Source organism: Roseateles chitinivorans, assembly GCF_050632145.1.
Taxonomy (GTDB): Bacteria; Pseudomonadota; Gammaproteobacteria; order Burkholderiales; family Burkholderiaceae_C; genus Roseateles; species Roseateles chitinivorans_B.
Genome location: NZ_CP192577.1, coordinates 3,314,949 through 3,334,217, shown reverse-complemented (window position 1 = coordinate 3,334,217; position 19,269 = coordinate 3,314,949). Strand labels below are relative to the sequence as shown.

Genomic DNA, 19,269 nt, shown 5'->3' with positions numbered 1-19,269 from the left:
AGGATCAGACCGCCGCGGCAAGCGCCGCGATCTGCTGTCGCGCATGGCGGCGGGCGCGACCGTCGAGCGCCAGCAGGCCCTCGACGCTGTCGACCTCGCCGGCCTCGGGATTCACGGATTCGAGCACCTCGCGGTTGACACGGCAGATGTGGTCGAAGCGCAGTTGGCGATCGAGGAACGCGGCGACCGCCTCTTCGTTGGCGGCGTTCAACACCGCGGTGCTGCCCTCGGCGGCGCGCAGCGCCTGCCACGACAGGTGCAGACCGGGGAAGCGGCGCTGGTCCGCCTCCTCGAAGGCGAGGCTGGGCGTCTTGAGCAGGTCCAGGACACCCGCGCCCGAGACGATGCGCTCGGGGAACGCCAGCGCATAGGCGATCGGCACACGCATGTCGGGCGTGCCGAGCTGGGCCAGCACCGAGTGGTCGCGGCAGACCACCATCGAGTGCACGATGCTCTGCGGATGGATCAGCACCTTGATCTGCTCGGGCTTCAGGTCGAAAAGCCATCGCGCCTCGATGACCTCGAGCGCCTTGTTCATCATCGTCGCCGAGTCGACCGAGATCTTGCGGCCCATCACCCAGTTCGGGTGGGCGCAGGCCTGTTCGGGCGTGACGTCGGCCAGCGAGGCCGGATCCCGCTGGCGGAACGGACCGCCGGACGCGGTCAGCACGATGTGGTCGATGCGCTGCGACCAGGTCGAGCGATCCTCGGGCAGGCACTGGAAGATCGCCGAGTGCTCCGAGTCCACCGGCAGCAAGGTCGCGCCGCCCTCCGCCACCGCGCGCATGAACAGCGCGCCGCCGAGCACGATGGCCTCCTTGTTCGCCAGCAGCAGGCGCTTGCCCGCGCGCGCCGCGGCCATCGCCGGCGGCAGGCCGGCGGCACCGACGATCGCGGCCATCACCGCATCCACGTCGGGATGCGCGGCGACGTCACTCAGCGCGGCCATGCCGTCGAGCACCTCGGTGCGGGAACCGGCCTCGCGCAGCCTCGAGCGCAGCTGCGAGGCGAGCGCGGCATCGGGCAGCACGGCGAAGCGCGGCTGGAACTGCACGCACTGCGCGGCCAGTTCGTCGACGCGGCTCATCGCCGACAAGGCGAAGACCCGATAGCGATCCGGATGGCGCGCGATCACGTCCAGCGTGCTGGTGCCGATGGATCCGGTGGAGCCCAGCACGCAGACCTGCTGCGGGCGGTGGAGGTGATCGGTCATCGCAGGAGGTCTCGCGGCGGTCCCGGGGATCGAGGGGGATCGGAGGGAAGGATCAGAGGGAAGTCAGCGCCAGCGCCAGCGGGAGCACCGGCAGCAGCGCATCGACGCGGTCCAGGACGCCACCATGCCCGGGCAGCAGCTGGCTGCTGTCCTTGGCGCCCGCGGCCCGCTTGACCAGGGATTCGAAGAGATCGCCGACGACGCTCATCGCCGACAGGAAGACCAGGGCCAGCAGCGACACGACGCCGATGCGCTTGACCAGCACCGTGTACAACGAGGCCGAATCGACCGGCACGCGCACGTCGATCACGTGGACCCAGACAAAGCCCAGGACGATCACGCCGACGAGGCCGCCGATCGCGCCTTCCCAGCTCTTGCCCGGGCTGATCGCCGGCGCGAGCTTGCGCTTGCCGAAGGCCTTGCCGGAGAAGTAGGCGGCGATGTCGGCCATCCAGACCAGGCACATCGCCGACAGCAGGAAATTGATGCCGCGCTGGCGCGCGACGATCAGCGCGAGCCAGGCGGCCCACAGCAGCACCGCGCCGAGCACGAGTCTCAGCACGGGCGACAGCTTCGGCCATCCGGCGACGCCAGCCGCGAGCGCGCGCACGCCGCCGAGTACCCAGATGCCGCCGGCCAGCCACCAGCACCACGACGGCACGTCGAAGCCGACGGCGTAGAAGGTCGCCGCGCAGGCGGCGGCGAGCAGCGCGCCGAACGCGAGCGCCGGCGCACCGGGCTTGCCGTTCAGGCGCGACCACTCCCAACCGGCCGCCGCGATCATCACCAGCGTCAGCAGCCCGAACCAGATCGGGTCGGCCGCAAACAGCGCCGGCAGCAGGATCGCCAGCAGCACCAGGGCCGTGATCACGCGCTGAAGCAGCATCTCAAGCCTCCTGGGCGACGCCCGGAACGTTGACCCCGCCGAAGCGGCGGTCGCGCGCCCGGAACGCGGCGATCGCCTCGTCCAGTTGCGCCTCGCCGAACTCGGGCCACAGGCAGTCGGAGAACACGAACTCGGTGTACGCGGTCTGCCACAGCATGAAGTTGCTGATGCGCAGCTCACCGCCGGTGCGGATGAAGAGGTCCGGATCCGGCGCATAGCTCATCGCCATGAACTCGGACAACCGGGCCTCGGTCAGCTCGGCAGGCGGCACGCCCGCTTCCATCGCCTTGCGGCAGGCCTGGACGATGTCCCAGCGGCCACCGTAGTTGAAGGCGACGTTCAGCGTCAGCTTGGAATTGTGGGCGGTGGAGCCCTCGGCCTCGGCCCAGGCGGCGCGCAGCTTGTCGGAGACCGCCTCGCGGTCGCCGACGATGCGGATGCGCACGCCCATCGCGCCCATGCGCGCCAGGTAACGCGACACCGCCGCCAGCACCAGGCCCATCAGGCCGGACACCTCGTCGCTGGGCCGCTTCCAGTTCTCGCTGGAGAAGGCGAAGACGGTGAGGTACTCGATCTCGCGATCGATGCAGGCCTGGACCACCCGCACCAGGGCGTCGACGCCCTGCTTGTGGCCGAAGAAACGCGGGAGGAAGCGCTTCTTCGCCCAACGACCGTTGCCATCCATGACGATGGCCACATGGCGGGGCACTCCCGCCTTGCTGTCGGCGCTCACGAGGATGCGACGGTCAGACGGCCATGATCTCGGCTTCCTTGGCCGAGAGCAGCTTGTCGATGTCCGAGACGACGCGGTCGGTCAGCTTCTGGACTTCGTCCTGGCTGCGACGCTCGTCGTCCTCGGTGATGACCTTGTCCTTGGCGGCCTTCTTCGCCTGCTCGTTGGCGTCGCGGCGCAGGTTGCGCACGGCCACCTTGGCGTCTTCGGCGGCGCCCTTGGAGACCTTCACCAGATCGCGGCGGCGCTCTTCCGACAGCGGCGGCATCGGCACGCGGATCAGATCGCCCATGGACGACGGGTTCAGGCCCAGGTCCGATTCGCGGATGGCCTTCTCGATCTTCTGGCTCATGCCCTTTTCCCAGGGCTGCACGCTGACCGTGCGGGCGTCCAGCAGCGTGACGTTGGCCACCTGGGAGATGGGGACCATCGAGCCGTAGTAATCGACGTGCACCTGGTCCAGCAGGCCCGGGTGGGCGCGACCGGTGCGGATCTTCTGCAGCTCGTTCTTGAACGCCTCGACGGACTTGGCCATCTTGGCTTCGACGTTCTTCTTGATGTCGGCGATGCTCATGTTCTTTTCCTCGATCAGGGGCGGCGTGGTCTCTAACGCGCCAACCCGTTCAGACGTGCACCAGCGTGCCCTCGTCCTCGCCCATCACGACGCGCTTCAGCGCGCCCGGCTTGAAGATCGAGAACACCTTGATGGGCAGCTTCTGGTCGCGGCACAGCGCGAACGCGGTCGCGTCCAGCACCTGCAGGTTCTTGCCGATGGCCTCGTCGAAGCTGATGCGCGAGTAGCGCGTGGCCGTCGGGTCCTTCTTCGGGTCGGCCGTGTAGACGCCGTCGACCTTGGTCGCCTTCAGCACGATCTCGGCGCCGATCTCGGCACCGCGCAGCGCGGCGGCGGTGTCGGTCGTGAAGAAGGGGTTGCCGGTGCCGGCGGCGAAGACGACGACCTTGCCCTCTTCCAGGTACTGCAGCGCCTTGGGACGCACGTAGGGCTCGACGACCTGCTCGATCGCGATGGCCGACATGACACGCGCGGTCATGCCTTCCTGGCGCATCGTGTCGGCCAGCGCCAGCGAGTTCATCACCGTCGCCAGCATGCCCATGTAGTCGGCCGTCGCGCGGTCCATGCCGACCGCGCCACCCGCCACGCCGCGGAAGATGTTGCCGCCGCCGATGACGACCGCGACCTCGACGCCGAGCTTCGTCACTTCCTGGATCTCTTGGACCATGCGCACGATGGTGGCGCGGTTGATCCCGTAGGAGTCTTCGCCCATCAGGGCTTCACCGGAAAGCTTGAGCAGGATGCGTTTGTGGGCGGGCATTGTTACCTCTTCAATACAGCCGATGGAGGGAGTGTCGTGCGTGCGCCTGCATGCGCAAGCGCACAAGTGTAAAGGGCGCCAGAGGCGCCCTTTTGAGTCGCGACGCTTATTGCTGCTTGCTGGCAGCCGCCACCTGGGCAGCCACTTCGGCGGCGAAGTCGTCGACCTTCTTCTCGATGCCTTCGCCCACCACGTACAGGGTGAACGACTTCACCGTCGTGGCCTTGTCCTTCAGCATCTGGGCGACGGTCTGCTTGCCATCGGCGGCCTTCACGAAGACCTGGTCCTGCAGCGAGACTTCCTTCAGGAACTTCTGCACCGAGCCTTCGACCATCTTGGCGACGATCTCGGCCGGCTTGCCGGACTCGGCGGCCTTCTCGGCGGCGATCTTGCGTTCCTTCTCGACCAGCTCGGCCGGGACTTCGGCGGACGACAGCGCGGCCGGCTTCATCGCGGCGACGTGCATCGCGACGTCCTTGGCGGCGACTTCGTCACCGTCGAACTCGACCATCACGCCGATGCGGGTGCCGTGCAGGTAGGAGGCCAGCTTGGCGCCTTCGTAGCGCTTGAAGCGGCGGATCGTCATGTTCTCGCCGATCTTGCCGATCAGGCCGGCGCGCACGTCCTCGACCGTCGGGCCGAAACCTTCCTGCGACAGCGGCAGGGCGGACAGGGCGGCGATGTCGGCGGGGTTGCTGTCGACGATCAGGCCGGCCAGCGCGTTCACGAAGGCCAGGAAGGCGTCGTTCTTCGACACGAAGTCGGTTTCGCAGTTGACTTCGATCAGCGCGCCGGCGTTGCCCTTCACGGCCGCGGCGACGACGCCTTCGGCGGTGACGCGCGAGGCGGCCTTGCCGGCCTTGCTGCCCAGCTTGACGCGCAGGATCTCTTCGGCGCGGGTCATGTCGCCGTCGGCTTCGGTCAGCGCCTTCTTGCACTCCATCATCGGGGAGTCGGTGCGGGCGCGCAGCTCGGCGACCATGCTTGCGGTAATTGCTGCCATTTCAATCTCCGTTGATCGCGGCCCGGAACGCTCCGGCACCGCTGAAAATCTGAATCTGCTTGGACTCTACTTGGACGAAGGGGGCTGAATCAGCCCCCTTGTCAGAACCCGTCGAGGGTCAGGGCCTGGATCAGGCGCCTTCGTTCACTTCGACGAATTCGTCGCCTTCAGCGGCGACGGCCGTGACGACTTCGTTCGACGAGTTGGCGCGGCCTTCCAGCACGGCGTCGGCGACAGCCTTGGCGTACAGGGCGACAGCCTTGGCCGAGTCGTCGTTGCCCGGGATGACGTAGTCGATGCCGACCGGCGAGTGGTTGGTGTCCACGACGCCGATGACCGGGATGCCCAGCTTCTTGGCTTCCAGGATGGCGATCTTGTGGTAGCCGACGTCGATGACGAACAGGGCGTCCGGCAGCGCGGCCATGTCCTGGATGCCGCCGATGTTCTTCTCGAGCTTGTTGATGTCGCGGGCGAACATCAGGGCTTCCTTCTTGATCGCGGGCTGGGTGCCGGCGTCGATCTGGGCCTGCATGTCCTTCAGGCGCTTCAGCGAGGTCTTGACCGTCTTGAAGTTGGTCAGCGTGCCGCCCAGCCAACGCTGGTTGACGCTCGGGACGCCGGCGCGCTCAGCTTCGGCGGCGACGATGTCGCGGGCCTGGCGCTTGGTGCCGACCATCAGGATCGTGCCGCGCTTGGCGGACAGCTGGCGCACGAACTTCAGGGCTTCCTCGAACGCGGGCAGCGTCTTCTCGAGGTTGATGATGTGGATCTTGTTGCGATGGCCGTAGATATACGGGGCCATCTTGGGATTCCAGAAGCGGGTTTGGTGACCGAAATGGACGCCGGCTTCCAGCATCTCACGCATCGTGACGGACATAAGTAACTCCGAAGGTTGGTTCTAGAATCCGGCACGAATTGCGACGCCTGAAAGACGTTGCAACACCTCGATTAGCCGGACTCGCGAATTTGCGATGGATGGACAGCTTGAACCGTTCATCGACCGCGCTCTCCACCGGACTCCAGCCCCAACGGCTGGCTTATCCGGGAAAAACCCAACGAGTATAACCCGTTTTTGCATGCCGATCGACCTGACCGAGGCGCTCGCCTCTCTGCGCCTGGGCCGGCAATCGGCGCGCACCCTGCTGTCTGAAAGCCTGGCGCACGCCGACGGCGCCGCGTGCGAGCACGTGTACCTGCGCCGCTTCGACGAGTCCGCCCGCGCGGCCGCCGAGGCTTCGGATGCGGCTGCCGAACGCGGCGAGCCCCGCCTCGCGCTCGGCGGTCTGGCGGTGTCCGTCAAGGACCTGTTCGACGTCGCCGGACACCCGACGACCGCTGCCTCTGCCGCGATGGACGACGCGCCGGCCGCCACGAGCGACGCCCCCGCCGTCGCCCGGCTGCGCGCCGCCGGCGCCGCGCTGATGGGCCATACCAACCTCAGCGAGTTCGCCTTCTCCGGCGTCGGCATCAATCCGCACCACGGCACGCCCCGGAATCCGGTGACACACGCGATCGACGGCCTGGACCGCATCCCCGGCGGATCGACTTCCGGCGGCGCGGTCAGCGTCGCGACGGGCGCCGCGTGGGCAGCCCTCGGATCGGATACCGGCGGGTCGCTGCGCATCCCGGCCGCGCTGCAGGGGCTGGTCGGCTTCAAGAGCACGGCGCGGTGGGTGCCGCTCGACGGCTGCGTGCCGCTGGCGCCCTCGCTGGACACCGCCGGCGCGATCACGCGCTCGGTGCGGGACGCGGCGTTGCTGCACGGGGTGCTCAGCGGCACGCCGGTCGAGCTGGACGAACGCCCCTTGTCGGCATGGCGCTACGCGATCACGCCGACCTTCATGCAGGACGAGCTCGAGCCCGCCGTGGCCGCCGCGTTCGAACGCGCGCTCGCGGCGCTGCGCGCGGCCGGCGCCCGCATCGAGGAGCGCGCGCTGCCCGCCCTGCCCCGTGTGGCGGAACTGCAAACGCAGGGCGGCATCACCGCCGCCGAGGCCTGGGCATGGCACCATGCGCGCCTCGCCGAACGCGGCGACCGCTACGACCCGCGCGTCGCGATGCGCATCCGCCGCGGGGAAGCCATCCTTCCCGCGACCTACCAGGCGCTGCTCGATGCCCGCCGCCGTTGGATCAACGACATGACGACGGAGATGTCCGGCATCGACGTCTTCCTCAGCCCCACCGTTCCCCTCCAAGCCCCGGAGATCGCCCCCTTGCTGTCCAGCGACGACCTGTTTTTCGCCACCAACGCGCGCCTGCTGCGCAACACCGCCGTCGTGAACCTGCTCGACGGCTGCGCGATCTCGATCCCGTGCGGACACCCCGGCGAGCTGCCGGTCGGCCTGATGCTGTGGGCGCCCGCGATGCACGATCGTGCCGTGCTGGGCGCCGCGTCGCGCGTCGAGACGGCACTCCAGACAGCCCTCGACACGGGGATCCGCTGAGATGCGGATCGCCATCATCGGAGCCGGCCTGGCCGGCGTCACCAGCGCCTACGAACTCGCGCTGCAGGGCCATGAGGTCCATGTCTTCGAACGCGACACCAGCGTCGCCACCGGCGCGAGCTTCGCGCCGCCGGGGCTGATCGCGCCGGGCCTGATGGCCGCACGGCCGGACACGCCGCTGACGTGGCGCGGCAAGCCCGGCCAGCTCGGCTGGAAGTTCGCGCACTGGCGCGCCGGCCGGACACGCGGCATGCAGGCACTGCCGGAATCGCTGCATGCGCTCGCGTTGCGCGGGCAGGCCGTCATGGCGGTGTGGCGGCGAGAGCTGAAGATGGAGGTCGAGCGCGAGGCGGGCGTGCTGCTGCTGTGGCGGACCGCGAAGGACTACAAGGCCGCGGCGTCACTGCTGGCACGGCTGCAGGAGCGGCAGGTGCCGCATCGCGAGCTCGATGCCGACGGCTGCCGCGCGCAGGAACCCGGGCTCAACGGCGAGACCGGCCTGCACGGCGGCATCCTGCTGCCACAGGACGAAGCGGCCAACGCGCGCCAGTTCAGCCAGGCGCTGAAGCTGGAGGCACAGCGGCTCGGCGTCCAGTGGAACTTCAACACCGACGTGCTGCGCATCGAACCGGGCAGCCAGCCGGCCGTCCACGTGGCGGCACGCGAACCCCTGCGCGTCGATGCGGTGCTCGTCTGCGCCGGCAAGGGCGCCGCGCCGCTGCTCGCCGCGCAGGGACTGAAACTGCCTTGGGGCACCGTCCACACGCACACGCTGACCGCGCCGTTGCGCATGCTGGAGGCGCATCCGGACCTGGGCCCGCGCGCGACCGTCATCGACATGAGCCTGGGCGTGAGCCTGACGCGTCTCGGCCAGCGCGTGCGCGTCGGCGGCGCGAACGAACTCGGCGGCTCGTCGGCACAGCCGGACGGCCAGTCGATGGGCACGCTGCACCAGGCCGCGCATGACTGGTTCCCGGGCGCATTGCTCGCCGGCGGCCAGCAGCGCTGGAAGACCTCGCGCCTGCTGCTGCCCGACGAACTGCCGCTGATCGGCGAATCCGGCCTGCCCGGCGTGTGGCTCAACATCGGCCATGGCGAGCACGGCTGGACGATGGCCGGCGCCGCGGCGCAACTGCTCGCGGCGCGGCTCGCGAAGAAGGATCCCGGCATCGACGCCGCGCTGCTGGAGCCGGGACGGCTCAAGTGAACCGGGGCCGGGACAACTGAGACCGGGATAGAGTCGGCGGCATGCTGCCGGTCCTGCCCACCTCCCACGATCGCCCCCTGCATGACGCGCCGTCGACCCGTCGCATCGAGTCGGCCGCACTGTCTCAGCATCCGCCGCACACGCTGATCGAGCGCGCCGGACTGGCGGTCGCCCGCCTCGCCCTGGCGCTGCAGCCGTTCGGCCGGCATGCCACCGTATTCGCCGGCCCCGGCAACAACGGCGGGGACGGCCTCATCGCGGCCCGCCACCTGGCGGCCCGCGGATGGACGGTGGACGCGCTCCTGATCGGCGCCTCACCCCAGCCGGGCAGCGATGCCGCGCATGCGCTCGACGCCGCCCGGCGAGCCGGCCTGCGCCTGCATGCCGATGCACAGCCGCTGCCTCGATCGACCGACCTCGTCCTCGACGCCCTGCTCGGCCTCGGCGCCAGCCGAGCCCCGACAGCGCTTTCGCTTCAGCCATCCAGGCCATCGACCTGCGGCGCGATGCGGGTGCCACGGTACTGGCCGTCGACGTCCCCAGCGGCCTGGACGTGCGCACCGGCCGGGCACTGGGCGCCGACGTCGTCCGCGCCCACCACACCTTGACCTTCCTGACGCTGAAGACCGGGCTGTTCACCGGAGAAGGCCGGGCGCTCGCAGGACGCGTCTGGTTCGACGATCTCGGCACGTCGGTCGACGACCTCTGCGGCGACCGCGAACCCAACGACGACAGCAACAGCCCTGCCCTGCTCTTCGGCGCCGGGCGAATCGCGCAGTGGCAGCGTGCATTCGCCCGCTCCGCATCGAGCCACAAGGGGCGCAACGGCGACGTCGTCGTCCTGGGCGGCGCACCGACGATGCGCGGCGCCGCGTGGCTGGCCGCGACCTCCGCCCTGGCCGCCGGCGCGGGTCGCGTGTATGCGGCGCTGCCGGACGACGACGGCCAACCCTGGCCGGCCCGACCGGAGTTGATGCATTGGGACGCGGCGCGCTGGAGCGCCTCGCCGGACACCTGGCGGGACATCGTCGCGGTCTGCGGATGCGGCGGCGGCACGGCGATCGCATCGGCGCTGTCCACCGTGCTGCACGGTGCGACACGCGTCGTGCTCGATGCCGACGCCTTGAACCTCGTCGCCGCCGACGAGACATTGCAGCACGCACTGCGCCGCCGAGCCGCGCACGGTTGGCCCACGATCCTCACGCCGCATCCGCTGGAAGCCGCCCGGCTCCTCGGCCTGCCCTCCGCGGCGGACGTGCAGGCCGATCGCCTCGACGCCGCGACGCAGTTGGCGCGCCGCTTCTCGGCCACCGTCGTGCTCAAGGGCTCCGGCAGTGTCGTCGTCACGCCGGAGCGACGCCCGTCGATCAACGGCACCGGTTCATCGGCGCTGGCCACCGCGGGCACCGGCGATGTGCTCGCCGGCTGGATCGGCGGGCTCTGGGCGCAATCGCCAGGCATCGCGCCGCATGACCTCGCCTGCACTGCCACGGCCTGGCACGGCGCAGCTGCCGAGGGCCATGCCGGACCGCGGCTCGCCGCGGACTTGATCGACGCGATGGCCGCGCTGCACGCCCCTTCTGCCTGAACGCCGACAAGCGCATTCGCCAGAAACACGAAGGGCCTGGCATGACCAGACCCTGCTTCAACGCGCCCCGCCGGAACCCCGATCGACAGGGCGATCGAGGCCGGTCAGGACGCGATCACGCGCCACTCATGCGCCGCGCTTGCGCCGCGTCGTCTTGGCCGCGGGCGCGCCGCTGCCCTTCGCCGCGACGGACTTCGTCGCGCTGCGCGCCGTGCGCTTGACCGCCTTGACCGGATGCGTGGAAGCACCCTTCGTCGCGCGCTCCGACTTGCGGCGCTCGGCCTTCAGCACGCGGTCGGCCTGCTCGATGCGCTCGAGCGCGTCGACCGCCGTCGGCGGATCAGGCTGCGGTTGCGGCATCGGCTCAACCGTCGCCGCCGGGGCGGCTGCGGCTTCGCGACGCGCGCGCTGCTCGGCCCGCTTGTCCTGCTTCCTCGCCGGCCCCTTGCCATCGCCGCCACGGCGATCGCCGAACTTGTCGCGATGGGCACCGCGCAGCAGGCGCTGCTCGTCACCGTCGCGCACCATCCGGAAGTCGATCTTTCGACCATCCAGGTCGACACGGCTCACCTGCACCTGCACGCGCGCGCCGGTGGCGTAGCGGATGCCGGTGCGCTCGCCGCGCAACTCCTGGCGGACCTCGTCGAAACGGAAGTACTCGCCGCCCAGTTCGGTGATGTGGATCAGGCCTTCGACATACAGCGCGTCCAGTTGCACGAACAAGCCGAAGCTCGTCACCGCGCTCACCGTGCCGGCGAATTCCTCGCCCAGGTGATCGCGCATGAAGCGGCACTTCAACCAGGCCTCGACGTCGCGCGACGCCTCGTCGGCACGGCGCTCGTTGGCGCTGCAGTGCGCGCCGACGACTTCCCAGCGTTCCGCCTCGGTCGACGCGGAGGCCGGACTCGGCGCCTTCGACGCGGGCTTGCCCGGCCGCTTGGGCATCGGGTTCGCGGCCGTCATCTTGTGCGCGTCGAGCGCGTACTTCTTCGTCGCGAGCAGCGCCTTGATCACGCGATGCACCAGCAGGTCCGGATAACGCCGGATCGGGCTGGTGAAGTGCGTGTAGGCCTGGTACGCGAGGCCGAAGTGGCCCTCGTTGGCCGGCGTGTAGATCGCCTGCTGCATCGAGCGCAGCAGCATCGTGTGGATCTGCTGCGCGTCGGGACGGTCCTTGGTCGCCTGAGCGATCGCCTGGTATTCGCCCGGGGACGGATCGTCGCTGATGCCCATGCCGATGCCCAGCGCGCGCAGGTAGGCCTGCAGCGTGGTGCGCTTCTCGGGCGTCGGACCTTCGTGGACGCGGTACAGCGACGCATGCTTGCCGCCCGCGATGAAGTCGGCCGCGCAGACGTTGGCGGCGAGCATCGCCTCCTCGATCAGGCGGTGCGCCTCGTTGCGGGTGCGCGGCACGATCTTCTCGATGCGGCCGTTGTCGTCGCAGACGATCTGGGTCTCGGTGGTCTCGAAGTCGATCGCGCCGCGCTTCGCGCGTTGGGACAGCAGCGCGCGGTAGACCTCGTGCAGGTGCAGCAGGTGCGGCACGAGCGTCTTGCGCTTGTGCGCCTCGGGACCATGCGTGTTGCCGAGGATCGCCGCCACCTCGGTGTAGGTGAAGCGCGCATGCGAATTGATGACCGCCGGATAGAACTGGTAGGCGTGCACCTCGCCAGACTCGCTGACCAGCATGTCGCAGACCATGGACAGGCGGTCCTGCTCGGGGTTCAGCGAGCACAGGCCGTTCGACAACTTCTCCGGCAGCATCGGGATGACGCGTCTGGGGAAGTAGACCGAGGTCGCGCGCTCGTAGGCGTCGCGATCGAGCGCCTCGCCGGGCTTCACGTAGTGGCTGACGTCGGCGATCGCGACCAGCAACCGCCAGCCCTGGAACGCCGTCTTGCCCCGGCCCTGCTTGTGGGGCTCGCAGTAGACCGCGTCGTCGAAATCGCGGGCATCCTCGCCGTCGATCGTCACCAGCGCGACGTCGCGCAGGTCGATGCGATGCTTCATGTCGACCGCGCGGACCTTGTCGGGCAGCTTCGCCGCCTGCGACAACGTGTCGGCGCTGAACGCGTGCGGCACCTCGTACTTGCGCACGGCGATCTCGATCTCCATGCCGGGGTCGTCGATCTCGCCCAGCACCTCGGTCACGCGACCCACGGGCTGCGAATACAGCGACGGCGGCTCGGTCAGCTCGACGGCGACGATCTGGCCCGCGGTCGCGTTGGCGATCGCGTTCTTCGGGACCAGGATGTCCTGGCCGTAGCGCTTGTCTTCAGGGGCGACGAGCCAGATGCCGGACTCGAGCAGCAGACGGCCGATGATCGGCTTCTTGCGGCGTTCGAGGATCTCGAGCACGCGGCCTTCGGGACGGTTGCGCTTGTCGTGGCGCACGATGCGCACCCGCAGGCGGTCGCCGTGCATGACGGCGTGCATCTCCTGCGAGGACAGATAAACGTCCGGTTGACCATCGTCGGGCATCAGGAAACCGTGCCCGTCGCGGTGACCCTGCACCGTGCCTTCGATCTCCCCCATCAGCTGCGCGTTCTGAGCGCCCTGGGGGCTTGCATTCTTGAAGTTTTTGATAGTAGAATCCTTGTCTTTCCTGAAACGCAGAAGCATTTCTGTGTTTCGAGAAACCGAGGCTCAAGAATACTTCAAGAAGTTCTTCATGAAGAGGCTTGAGCTGGGTTTCGCGAGAAGCAGGCTTCTGACCTTGCCCAGGTGGCGGAATTGGTAGACGCACTAGTTTCAGGTACTAGCGGGTAACTCCGTGGAGGTTCGAGTCCTCTCCTGGGCACCATATTCGAAAAGCCGGCTTCCAGCCGGCTTTTCTCATTCTGATGCCCAGGAAGTGATGTCCGGGGGACATCACGGGAGGACTCGAATGGTTTGGACCGTGAGGTCCAAACCGGGGTCGCGCTTGCGTGACCGAGTCCTCTCCTGCGATGACAGCGAGCCGCGCGAACCGGCGGACCGCACAAACAAAAAGGGCTGACAGTCGTCAGCCCTTCCCTCATCAGATCGCGAACTTCTTCGCCAGCGCATCCGGTCGCAGCGCGTCGTAGTCTTCGAACGGCTGATGGATCCACGGGCTGGTTTCCAGCATTTCGACGTAGTAGTCCGGGGTGTATTCCGAGACGCTCTTCGTCCAGATCACGGCCGAACGCAGCTCGCTGATCGACGGCATGCCGCGCAGCCGCTCCACCACCGCCTTCAGCGTCACGCCCGAATCCGCCAGGTCATCCACCAGCAGCACGCGGCCAGCCAGCTCACCCTTGGGCATGGTGATGTACTTGGCGATGTCCAGACGTCCCTGGATCGTGCCCGCTTCCGCGCGGTACGAGCTCGTCGACATGATGCCCAGCGGCTTGTCGAACACCCGCGACAGCACATCGCCGGGACGCATCCCGCCACGCGCCAGGCACAGGATCTGGTCGAACTCCCAGCCGGAGGCATGCACCTTCAGCGCCAGGCGTTCGATCAACAGGTGGTATTCATCCCACGACACGTACAGATGTTTGCCGTCGTCGGTCAACATGGGGGAGGCTCCTCAGCGATGGATGGGGTCAGGTCTGGATAAGACGGAAAACGACAGGGCGCGAGCGGTCGCTCAACCCTGGAACGGATGCTGCAGCAGGATGGTGTGGTCGCGGTCGGGGCCGGTGGACACCATGGCGATCGGCGCGCCGATCACCTCTTCCACGCGCTTCAGATAGGAACGCGCGTTGGCCGGCAGCTTGTCCCACTCGGTGATGCCGAAGGTCGATTCGGTCCAGCCGGGGAAGACTTCGTAGACCGGCTTGCAGGCGACGATCTCGTCCGCGTCCAGCGGCAGGATGTCGATCTGCTTGCCGTCAAGCTCGTAGCCCACGCAGATGTTGATCTCGGACAGGCCGTCCAGCACGTCCAGCTTGGTCAGGCACAGGCCGGAGATGCCGTTGATGATGATCGAGCGCTTCAACGCGGCGGCATCGATCCAGCCGCAGCGGCGGGCGCGACCGGTCACCGTGCCGCGCTCCTGGCCGACCGTCGACAGGTGGTGACCCACGGTGCCCGGGGTTTCCCAGTCCAGCTCGGTCGGGAACGGCCCCGAACCCACGCGCGTTGCGTACGCCTTCGTGATGCCCAGCATGTAGTGCAGCATCTGCGGACCCACGCCGGCGCCTGCGGCGGCGTTGCCGGCCACGCAGTTGCTCGAGGTCACGTACGGATAGGTGCCGTGGTCGATGTCCAGCAGCGTGCCTTGCGCGCCCTCGAACAGGATGTTCTGACCCGCCTGATGCGCCTTGTGCAGCATGTAGCCGACGTCGGCCATCATCGGCTTGATCTGGTCGGCCAGCGACATCGCGTGGTCGAAGATCGGCTGGAACTCCAGCGCCTTCGAGTTCAGGTAGCCGGTCAGCGCCGCGTTGTGCAGGTCGATCAGTTCCTTGAGCTTCTTGGCGAAGCGGTCCGGATGCTTCAGGTCCTGCACGCGCAATGCGCGGCGGGCGACCTTGTCTTCATAGGCCGGGCCGATGCCCTTGCCGGTCGTGCCGATCTTGCCGCTGCCGCTGCTTTCGCGCAGCGCTTCGCGGGCTCGGTCGACCTCGACGTGGAAGGGCATGATCAGCGGGCAGGACTCGCTGATGTACAGGCGCGAGCGCACCTCCACGCCGGCCTTCTCCAGGCGCTCGATCTCCGACAGCAGGTGGGTCGGGTCCAGCACCACGCCGTTGCCGATGTAGCAGGCGACGCCGTCGCGCATGATGCCCGACGGGATCAGTTGCAGCGCCGTCTTCACGCCCTTGATGACCAGCGTGTGGCCGGCGTTGTGACCGCCCTGGAAGCGGACCACGCCTTGCGCGTGCGGAGTCAGCCAGTCGACGACCTTGCCCTTGCCTTCGTCGCCCCATTGGGTGCCGACGACCACCACGTTGCGCCCGCGCGCGATCTCACTGCTTTGCATGTCGTTCATCCGATGATTTGGAGGTTGGGGGTGGAGGGGCGAATCGCGTCGCTCACAGCGATCGCAGCACCCATTGACCGCCGGACTGCACCAGCTCGCGGTCGCATTCGAATTCGTCGTTCTCTTGCCCGTGGCCCGGCAGGACGCAGACCACGGTTTCGCCCTGCTCACGCAGGCGGCGGACCGCTGCGCGCAGGTCGGGATCCTCGCCCCACGGGGCGCGCACCGCGGCCCGCAGCGACGTGGCGGGGATCAGGCCCACCAGCGTCTTCAGGTCCAGGCTGAAGCCGACCGCCGGACGACGCCGGCCGAAGACCGCGCCGACCTCGTCGTAGCGGCCGCCGCGCAGGACCGCATCGCTGCCACCCTCCGCGTACAGCGCGAAGCGCACGCCGCTGTAGTAGCCGAAGCCCGGCAGATCCGCGAGGTCGACGCCGATGCGCACGTCGGGATACGCGGCGCCCAGGTGGCGGATCAGCCACTCCAGGTCATCCAGCGCGGCCGTGACCAGCGCGTTGGCCGGCAGCGCCTTGCGCGCGTCGGCCAGCACCTCGACGCCGCCGTACAGGCGCAGCAGGGTTTGCAGCGCGGCGACGACGTCGTCCGGCAATTCGTTCGAGAACGCGGCCACGCCGGCCGCATCCTTGGCGGCCATCGCGGCCACCAGGGCGTTCAGGCGGTCCTCGCCCAGCGTGTGATCGCCAAGCACGCCGCGCACCAGGCGCGCGTCGCCGAGGTCCAGCACCAGGCGCGTCACGCCGGCGCGCTGCATCGCGTCGATGGCGAGTTCTTGCGCTTCCAGATCGGCTTCGAGGCCGGCATGTCCGTAGATCTCGACACCGAACTGCAGCGGCTCGCGCGTCGCGGTCAGTCCTTCGGCCCGCGTATGCAGCACCGGGCCGCAGTAGCACAGGCGTGTCACGCCGGCACGGTTCAGCAGATGAGCGTCGATGCGGGCCACCTGCGGCGTCGTGTCCGCGCGCAGGCCGAGGCTGCGACCGGACAGTTGGTCGACCAGCTTGAAGGTCTTGAGGTCCAGCGCCTGACCGGTGCCGGAAAGCAGCGAGTCGAGATGCTCCAGCATCGGAGGCATCACCAGCTCGCAACCGTAGGTCCGCGCCATGTCCAGGAGTTCGCGTCGAAGTTCTTCGATGCGGCGCGCCTGGGAGGGAGGACGTCAGCAATGTGCTCGGGCAGCAGCCAAGCAGAGGCCATGGACGTTCAGGGAGGGGTTAAAAACGGCATTGTACCGGGGTCGGGACGCCGCTCGACCGCCGAGACCCTCAGGAAGGGGTCCGGCGCGGGTTCGCCAACGATTCAGCGAGGCTTCGTGACAGGCTGCGCAGCCCGGCCGTCCCTCGTGCGCTGCAATGCCTCACGGCCTCGAGCGGCGATTCGACGTTCAGAGCAACATCAGCAGCACGCCGCCGCAGACCAGACTCGCGAGGCCGAGGAATCGCAACTGGCCGTCGCTCATCGCCAACAGTTTGGCGAACAGCTGACGCCAGGCGCCGGGGTTCAGGAAGGGCATCAGCCCCTCCATGATCAGCAGCAGCGCCAGCGCTGCCAGCCACTTGTCGCCACCCATGATGAGGCCGCCCTCCCCGGCTGCCGCCGGTCAGCCTGATGACGGAGGCCGGCGACGCGGCGTGCGCGTCGTCGACCCCTGCCGGTTCACTTCTTCGGTGCGGGAGCCGCCGGGGCGCCAGGGCCGCCCGGGCCGCCATTCCGCATCGCGTTGAAGAAGGGGCTCGAAGGATCGAGCACCATCACGTCGCCCTTGTTCTTGAACGAGCGCTGGTACGCATCCAGCGAACGGTAGAACTGAGCGAACTGCGGGTCGCGGCCGAAGGCTTCCGAGTACAGGACCGACGCCTTGGCGTCGCCCTCACCCATGATCTTCTGCGCGTCGCGGTAGGCCTCGGCGGTGATGACTTCGCGCTGCTTGTCGGCGTCGGCCTTGATCTTCTCGCCCTCGGCCGCGCCGGTGGAGCGCAGTTCGTTGGCGACACGGGCGCGTTCCGACTTCATCCGGTTGTAGACCGCTTCGGTGATGTTGGCCGCGAAGTCCACGCGCTTGACGCGCACGTCGACGATCTCGATGCCGAACTGCTTGGCTTCTTCCTCGAGGCGCTTGCGCACGTCCTGCATGACCTTCTCGCGCTCGGTGGCCAGCACCGCGCGGACGGTGCGCTTGGTCACTTCCTCGTTCAGCGCGTTCTGCACGATCGGGCTGAGGCGCGTTTCCAGGCTGCGCAACTGCGTGCCACTGTTGCGGATGTACTGGCGCGAATCGACGATGCGCCACTTCACCAGCCAGTCGATGACCAGGCTCTTCTTCTCGGCGGTGAAGATCGGGCGCGGATCGGCCGCATCCAGCGTCTGCACTCTGCGGTCCAGGAAGACCACGTTCTGCAGCGGCGGGGGCAGCTTGAACTTCAGGCCGGGTTCGGTGATCACTTCCTTGATCTCACCGAGCGAATAGACGACCGCGAACTGGCGCTGGTCGACGACGAACAGCGTCGAGCTGGCGATCATGAACAGGATCAGCAGACCGACGACGACGGAGACGATGCGATTCATTGTTGTGGGCTCCCCTCGATCAACGGCCGTCGCGATCGCGACTGCGCATGGCGTCGCGCGAACGCGGATCGGTACTCAGCGACGACGGGCTGCTCGGCGTCGTCTCGGTGGGCAGCACCGGGGTGGGGGCCGTCGTCGTGACCGTGCCCGACGTCTGCTGCATCAGCTTGTCCAGCGGCAGGTACAGCAGGTTGGAACCGCTCTTGGCGTCCACCATCACCTTGGTGACCCGCGAATAGACCTGCTGCATCGTGTCGATGTAGAGGCGGTCGCGCGTGACGGCCGGCGCCTTCTGGTACTCGGCCAGCACCGACTTGAAGCGCTGCGCGTCACCGTCGGCGAACGAGACGACCCGGGCGCGGTAGGCCTCGGCATCCTCGCGCAGGCGGGCCGCCTGGCCCTGGGCGCGCGGGATCACGTCGTTGGCGTAGGCCTCGCCCTCGTTCTTCAGACGCTCGCGGTCGGCGGTCGCGCGGAACGCGTCGTCGAAGGCGGCCTGCACCTGCTCGGGCGGCTGCACGCTGCTGAGGTTGACGTTGACCACCTCGATGCCGGTCTTGAGCCGGTCGAGCTGCGTCTGGATCGACTTCACCAGGTCGTTGGCGATCGCGTCGCGCTGCTCGTAGAGCACCGCGTCGGTATTGCTGCGGCCGACGATCTCGCGCACCGCCGATTCGGACGCCTGGCTGACGGCCTCGTCGGTGTTGAAGTTCTCGAACAGGTAGTCGCGCGCATCCTTCAACCGGTATTGCACGGTGAAGCGGACGTCGATGATGTTCTCGTCCTGCGTCAGCATCGACGAGTCGCGCAGGCCCGTGGCCTGGCCGACCGAGTTGCGGCCGATCTCGACCGTCTGCAGCTGCGTGAACGAGACGACCTCGTGCGCCTGGAACGGATACGGCAGGCGGTACTGGATGCCGGCGTCCACCGTGCGGCTGTACTTGCCGAACGAGGTGATCACGCCACGCTGGCCTTCCTGGACGATGAACACGCCGCTGGCCAGCCAGCCGAGCAGCACCACGCCGATCACCAGCGCCACGCCGATGCCGGCGCCGCGCATGTCGGGCGGCTGGTTGCCGCCGCCGTTGCCCGACGGACCGTTGCCGTCATTGCCGCCGCGACCGCCGAACAGGCGCGACAGCTTGCGATTGAAATCGCGCCACAGCTCGTCCAGGTCGGGCGGGCCTTCATTGCGGCCATTGCTCATCCACAGGCCCAGCCGGCGGCGCAGGCTGCCGGCTCCACCCCGCGGGTCACGTCCGCCACCGGCGACGGACATGCGATCGTCTTGATTCATACGCATCCTGATGAGGAAGTCTTGTTGCAA

Annotated in this window: 17 protein-coding genes, 1 tRNA gene and 1 pseudogene; 5 read left to right on the top strand and 14 right to left on the bottom strand. The window is 68.3% G+C overall.

From position 1 onward, the window contains the following. Positions 1 to 4 precede the first annotated feature (4 nt). From ispC to rpsB, 7 genes are all read right to left on the bottom strand, one after another. Complete coding sequence (ispC, locus tag ACQ86G_RS15370; protein WP_431256164.1) at positions 5 to 1,213, bottom strand: 1-deoxy-D-xylulose-5-phosphate reductoisomerase; 1,209 nt, start codon at positions 1,211 to 1,213, stop codon at positions 5 to 7. 52 nt (positions 1,214 to 1,265) lie between these two features. Further along, complete coding sequence (locus ACQ86G_RS15365) at positions 1,266 to 2,099, bottom strand: phosphatidate cytidylyltransferase (protein WP_431256163.1); 834 nt, start codon at positions 2,097 to 2,099, stop codon at positions 1,266 to 1,268. A 1-nt stretch (position 2,100) separates the two neighbouring features. After that, positions 2,101 to 2,832: a polyprenyl diphosphate synthase gene (gene uppS / locus ACQ86G_RS15360; RefSeq protein WP_255362421.1), complete on the bottom strand. Its 732-nt coding sequence runs from the start codon at positions 2,830 to 2,832 to the stop codon at positions 2,101 to 2,103. A gap of 13 nt (positions 2,833 to 2,845) precedes the next feature. After that, entirely contained in the window at positions 2,846 to 3,406 is a 561-nt protein-coding gene (frr, locus tag ACQ86G_RS15355; RefSeq protein WP_088403598.1) for a ribosome recycling factor, read from the bottom strand. 49 nt (positions 3,407 to 3,455) lie between these two features. Continuing rightward, positions 3,456 to 4,166: a UMP kinase gene (gene pyrH, locus ACQ86G_RS15350; protein ID WP_431256162.1), complete on the bottom strand. Its 711-nt coding sequence runs from the start codon at positions 4,164 to 4,166 to the stop codon at positions 3,456 to 3,458. A 106-nt stretch (positions 4,167 to 4,272) separates the two neighbouring features. Further along, on the bottom strand, positions 4,273 to 5,169 hold the full coding sequence (gene tsf, locus ACQ86G_RS15345; protein ID WP_331614127.1) for a translation elongation factor Ts: 897 nt from the start codon (positions 5,167 to 5,169) through the stop codon (positions 4,273 to 4,275). Positions 5,170 to 5,299: 130 nt separating this feature from the next. Beyond that, positions 5,300 to 6,046 (bottom strand): 30S ribosomal protein S2, encoded by a 747-nt coding sequence (gene rpsB, locus ACQ86G_RS15340; RefSeq protein ID WP_331614126.1) that lies wholly within the window; start codon positions 6,044 to 6,046, stop codon positions 5,300 to 5,302. 199 nt (positions 6,047 to 6,245) lie between these two features. Between rpsB and ACQ86G_RS15335 the strand changes: the two genes are divergently transcribed. Genes ACQ86G_RS15335 through ACQ86G_RS15320 form a run of 4 tightly spaced genes read left to right on the top strand, consistent with a single transcriptional unit; the run spans position 6,246 to position 10,408 of the window. Beyond that, positions 6,246 to 7,613 (top strand): amidase, encoded by a 1,368-nt coding sequence (locus ACQ86G_RS15335; protein ID WP_431256161.1) that lies wholly within the window; start codon positions 6,246 to 6,248, stop codon positions 7,611 to 7,613. 1 nt (position 7,614) lies between these two features. Beyond that, entirely contained in the window at positions 7,615 to 8,820 is a 1,206-nt protein-coding gene (locus tag ACQ86G_RS15330) for an FAD-dependent oxidoreductase (RefSeq protein ID WP_431256160.1), read from the top strand. A 41-nt stretch (positions 8,821 to 8,861) separates the two neighbouring features. Next, entirely contained in the window at positions 8,862 to 9,428 is a 567-nt protein-coding gene (locus ACQ86G_RS15325) for an NAD(P)H-hydrate epimerase (protein ID WP_431256159.1), read from the top strand. Beyond that, positions 9,311 to 10,408 (top strand): NAD(P)H-hydrate dehydratase, encoded by a 1,098-nt coding sequence (locus ACQ86G_RS15320; RefSeq protein WP_431261413.1) that lies wholly within the window; start codon positions 9,311 to 9,313, stop codon positions 10,406 to 10,408. Before ACQ86G_RS15325 ends, ACQ86G_RS15320 begins: the two co-directional genes overlap by 118 nt. 126 nt (positions 10,409 to 10,534) lie before the next feature. Here ACQ86G_RS15320 and rnr read toward each other — a convergent pair whose 3' ends face one another. Then, positions 10,535 to 12,943, bottom strand: coding sequence for a ribonuclease R (gene rnr / locus ACQ86G_RS15315; RefSeq protein WP_431261304.1), 2,409 nt, complete (start codon positions 12,941 to 12,943; stop codon positions 10,535 to 10,537). A 183-nt stretch (positions 12,944 to 13,126) separates the two neighbouring features. On the opposite strand from rnr, the gene ACQ86G_RS15310 reads away from it, so the two are divergent. Next, positions 13,127 to 13,211, top strand: a tRNA-Leu gene (locus ACQ86G_RS15310). A gap of 216 nt (positions 13,212 to 13,427) precedes the next feature. On the opposite strand, the gene ACQ86G_RS15305 is transcribed toward ACQ86G_RS15310, so the two are convergent. The 6 genes and pseudogenes from ACQ86G_RS15305 to hflK all read right to left on the bottom strand — a co-directional run bounded on the left by ACQ86G_RS15305 (position 13,428) and on the right by hflK (position 19,239). Further along, positions 13,428 to 13,949 carry a phosphoribosyltransferase gene (locus tag ACQ86G_RS15305; RefSeq protein ID WP_067275520.1) on the bottom strand — a complete coding sequence of 174 codons (522 nt, stop codon included), beginning with the start codon at positions 13,947 to 13,949 and terminating at the stop codon, positions 13,428 to 13,430. A gap of 72 nt (positions 13,950 to 14,021) precedes the next feature. Further along, positions 14,022 to 15,359, bottom strand: a complete 1,338-nt coding sequence (locus ACQ86G_RS15300) for an adenylosuccinate synthase (RefSeq protein WP_431261412.1) — start codon at positions 15,357 to 15,359, stop codon at positions 14,022 to 14,024. A 52-nt stretch (positions 15,360 to 15,411) separates the two neighbouring features. Then, a pseudogene (locus tag ACQ86G_RS15295) lies at positions 15,412 to 16,574 on the bottom strand (ATP phosphoribosyltransferase regulatory subunit). Positions 16,575 to 16,761: 187 nt separating this feature from the next. After that, positions 16,762 to 16,947 (bottom strand): DUF2065 domain-containing protein, encoded by a 186-nt coding sequence (locus ACQ86G_RS15290; RefSeq protein ID WP_431261303.1) that lies wholly within the window; start codon positions 16,945 to 16,947, stop codon positions 16,762 to 16,764. 86 nt (positions 16,948 to 17,033) lie between these two features. Beyond that, positions 17,034 to 17,942, bottom strand: coding sequence for a protease modulator HflC (gene hflC, locus ACQ86G_RS15285; RefSeq protein ID WP_431261302.1), 909 nt, complete (start codon positions 17,940 to 17,942; stop codon positions 17,034 to 17,036). Between the two features lie 19 nt (positions 17,943 to 17,961). Then, entirely contained in the window at positions 17,962 to 19,239 is a 1,278-nt protein-coding gene (gene hflK, locus ACQ86G_RS15280) for an FtsH protease activity modulator HflK (RefSeq protein ID WP_431261301.1), read from the bottom strand. Positions 19,240 to 19,269 lie beyond the last annotated feature (30 nt).

Coding starts and splice junctions, on each gene's coding strand:
- rpsB (WP_331614126.1), bottom strand. CDS start 6,046: ATGTCCGTCACGATGCGTGAGATGCTGGAAGCCGGCGTCCATTTCGGT.
- ACQ86G_RS15325 (WP_431256159.1), top strand. CDS start 8,862: ATGCTGCCGGTCCTGCCCACCTCCCACGATCGCCCCCTGCATGACGCG.
- ACQ86G_RS15305 (WP_067275520.1), bottom strand. CDS start 13,949: ATGTTGACCGACGACGGCAAACATCTGTACGTGTCGTGGGATGAATAC.
- ACQ86G_RS15300 (WP_431261412.1), bottom strand. CDS start 15,359: ATGCAAAGCAGTGAGATCGCGCGCGGGCGCAACGTGGTGGTCGTCGGC.
- frr (WP_088403598.1), bottom strand. CDS start 3,406: ATGAGCATCGCCGACATCAAGAAGAACGTCGAAGCCAAGATGGCCAAG.
- rnr (WP_431261304.1), bottom strand. CDS start 12,943: ATGGGGGAGATCGAAGGCACGGTGCAGGGTCACCGCGACGGGCACGGT.
- ACQ86G_RS15330 (WP_431256160.1), top strand. CDS start 7,615: ATGCGGATCGCCATCATCGGAGCCGGCCTGGCCGGCGTCACCAGCGCC.
- ispC (WP_431256164.1), bottom strand. CDS start 1,213: ATGACCGATCACCTCCACCGCCCGCAGCAGGTCTGCGTGCTGGGCTCC.
- pyrH (WP_431256162.1), bottom strand. CDS start 4,166: ATGCCCGCCCACAAACGCATCCTGCTCAAGCTTTCCGGTGAAGCCCTG.
- hflK (WP_431261301.1), bottom strand. CDS start 19,239: ATGAATCAAGACGATCGCATGTCCGTCGCCGGTGGCGGACGTGACCCG.
- ACQ86G_RS15335 (WP_431256161.1), top strand. CDS start 6,246: ATGCCGATCGACCTGACCGAGGCGCTCGCCTCTCTGCGCCTGGGCCGG.
- hflC (WP_431261302.1), bottom strand. CDS start 17,942: ATGAATCGCATCGTCTCCGTCGTCGTCGGTCTGCTGATCCTGTTCATG.
- ACQ86G_RS15290 (WP_431261303.1), bottom strand. CDS start 16,947: ATGGGTGGCGACAAGTGGCTGGCAGCGCTGGCGCTGCTGCTGATCATG.
- tsf (WP_331614127.1), bottom strand. CDS start 5,169: ATGGCAGCAATTACCGCAAGCATGGTCGCCGAGCTGCGCGCCCGCACC.
- ACQ86G_RS15365 (WP_431256163.1), bottom strand. CDS start 2,099: ATGCTGCTTCAGCGCGTGATCACGGCCCTGGTGCTGCTGGCGATCCTG.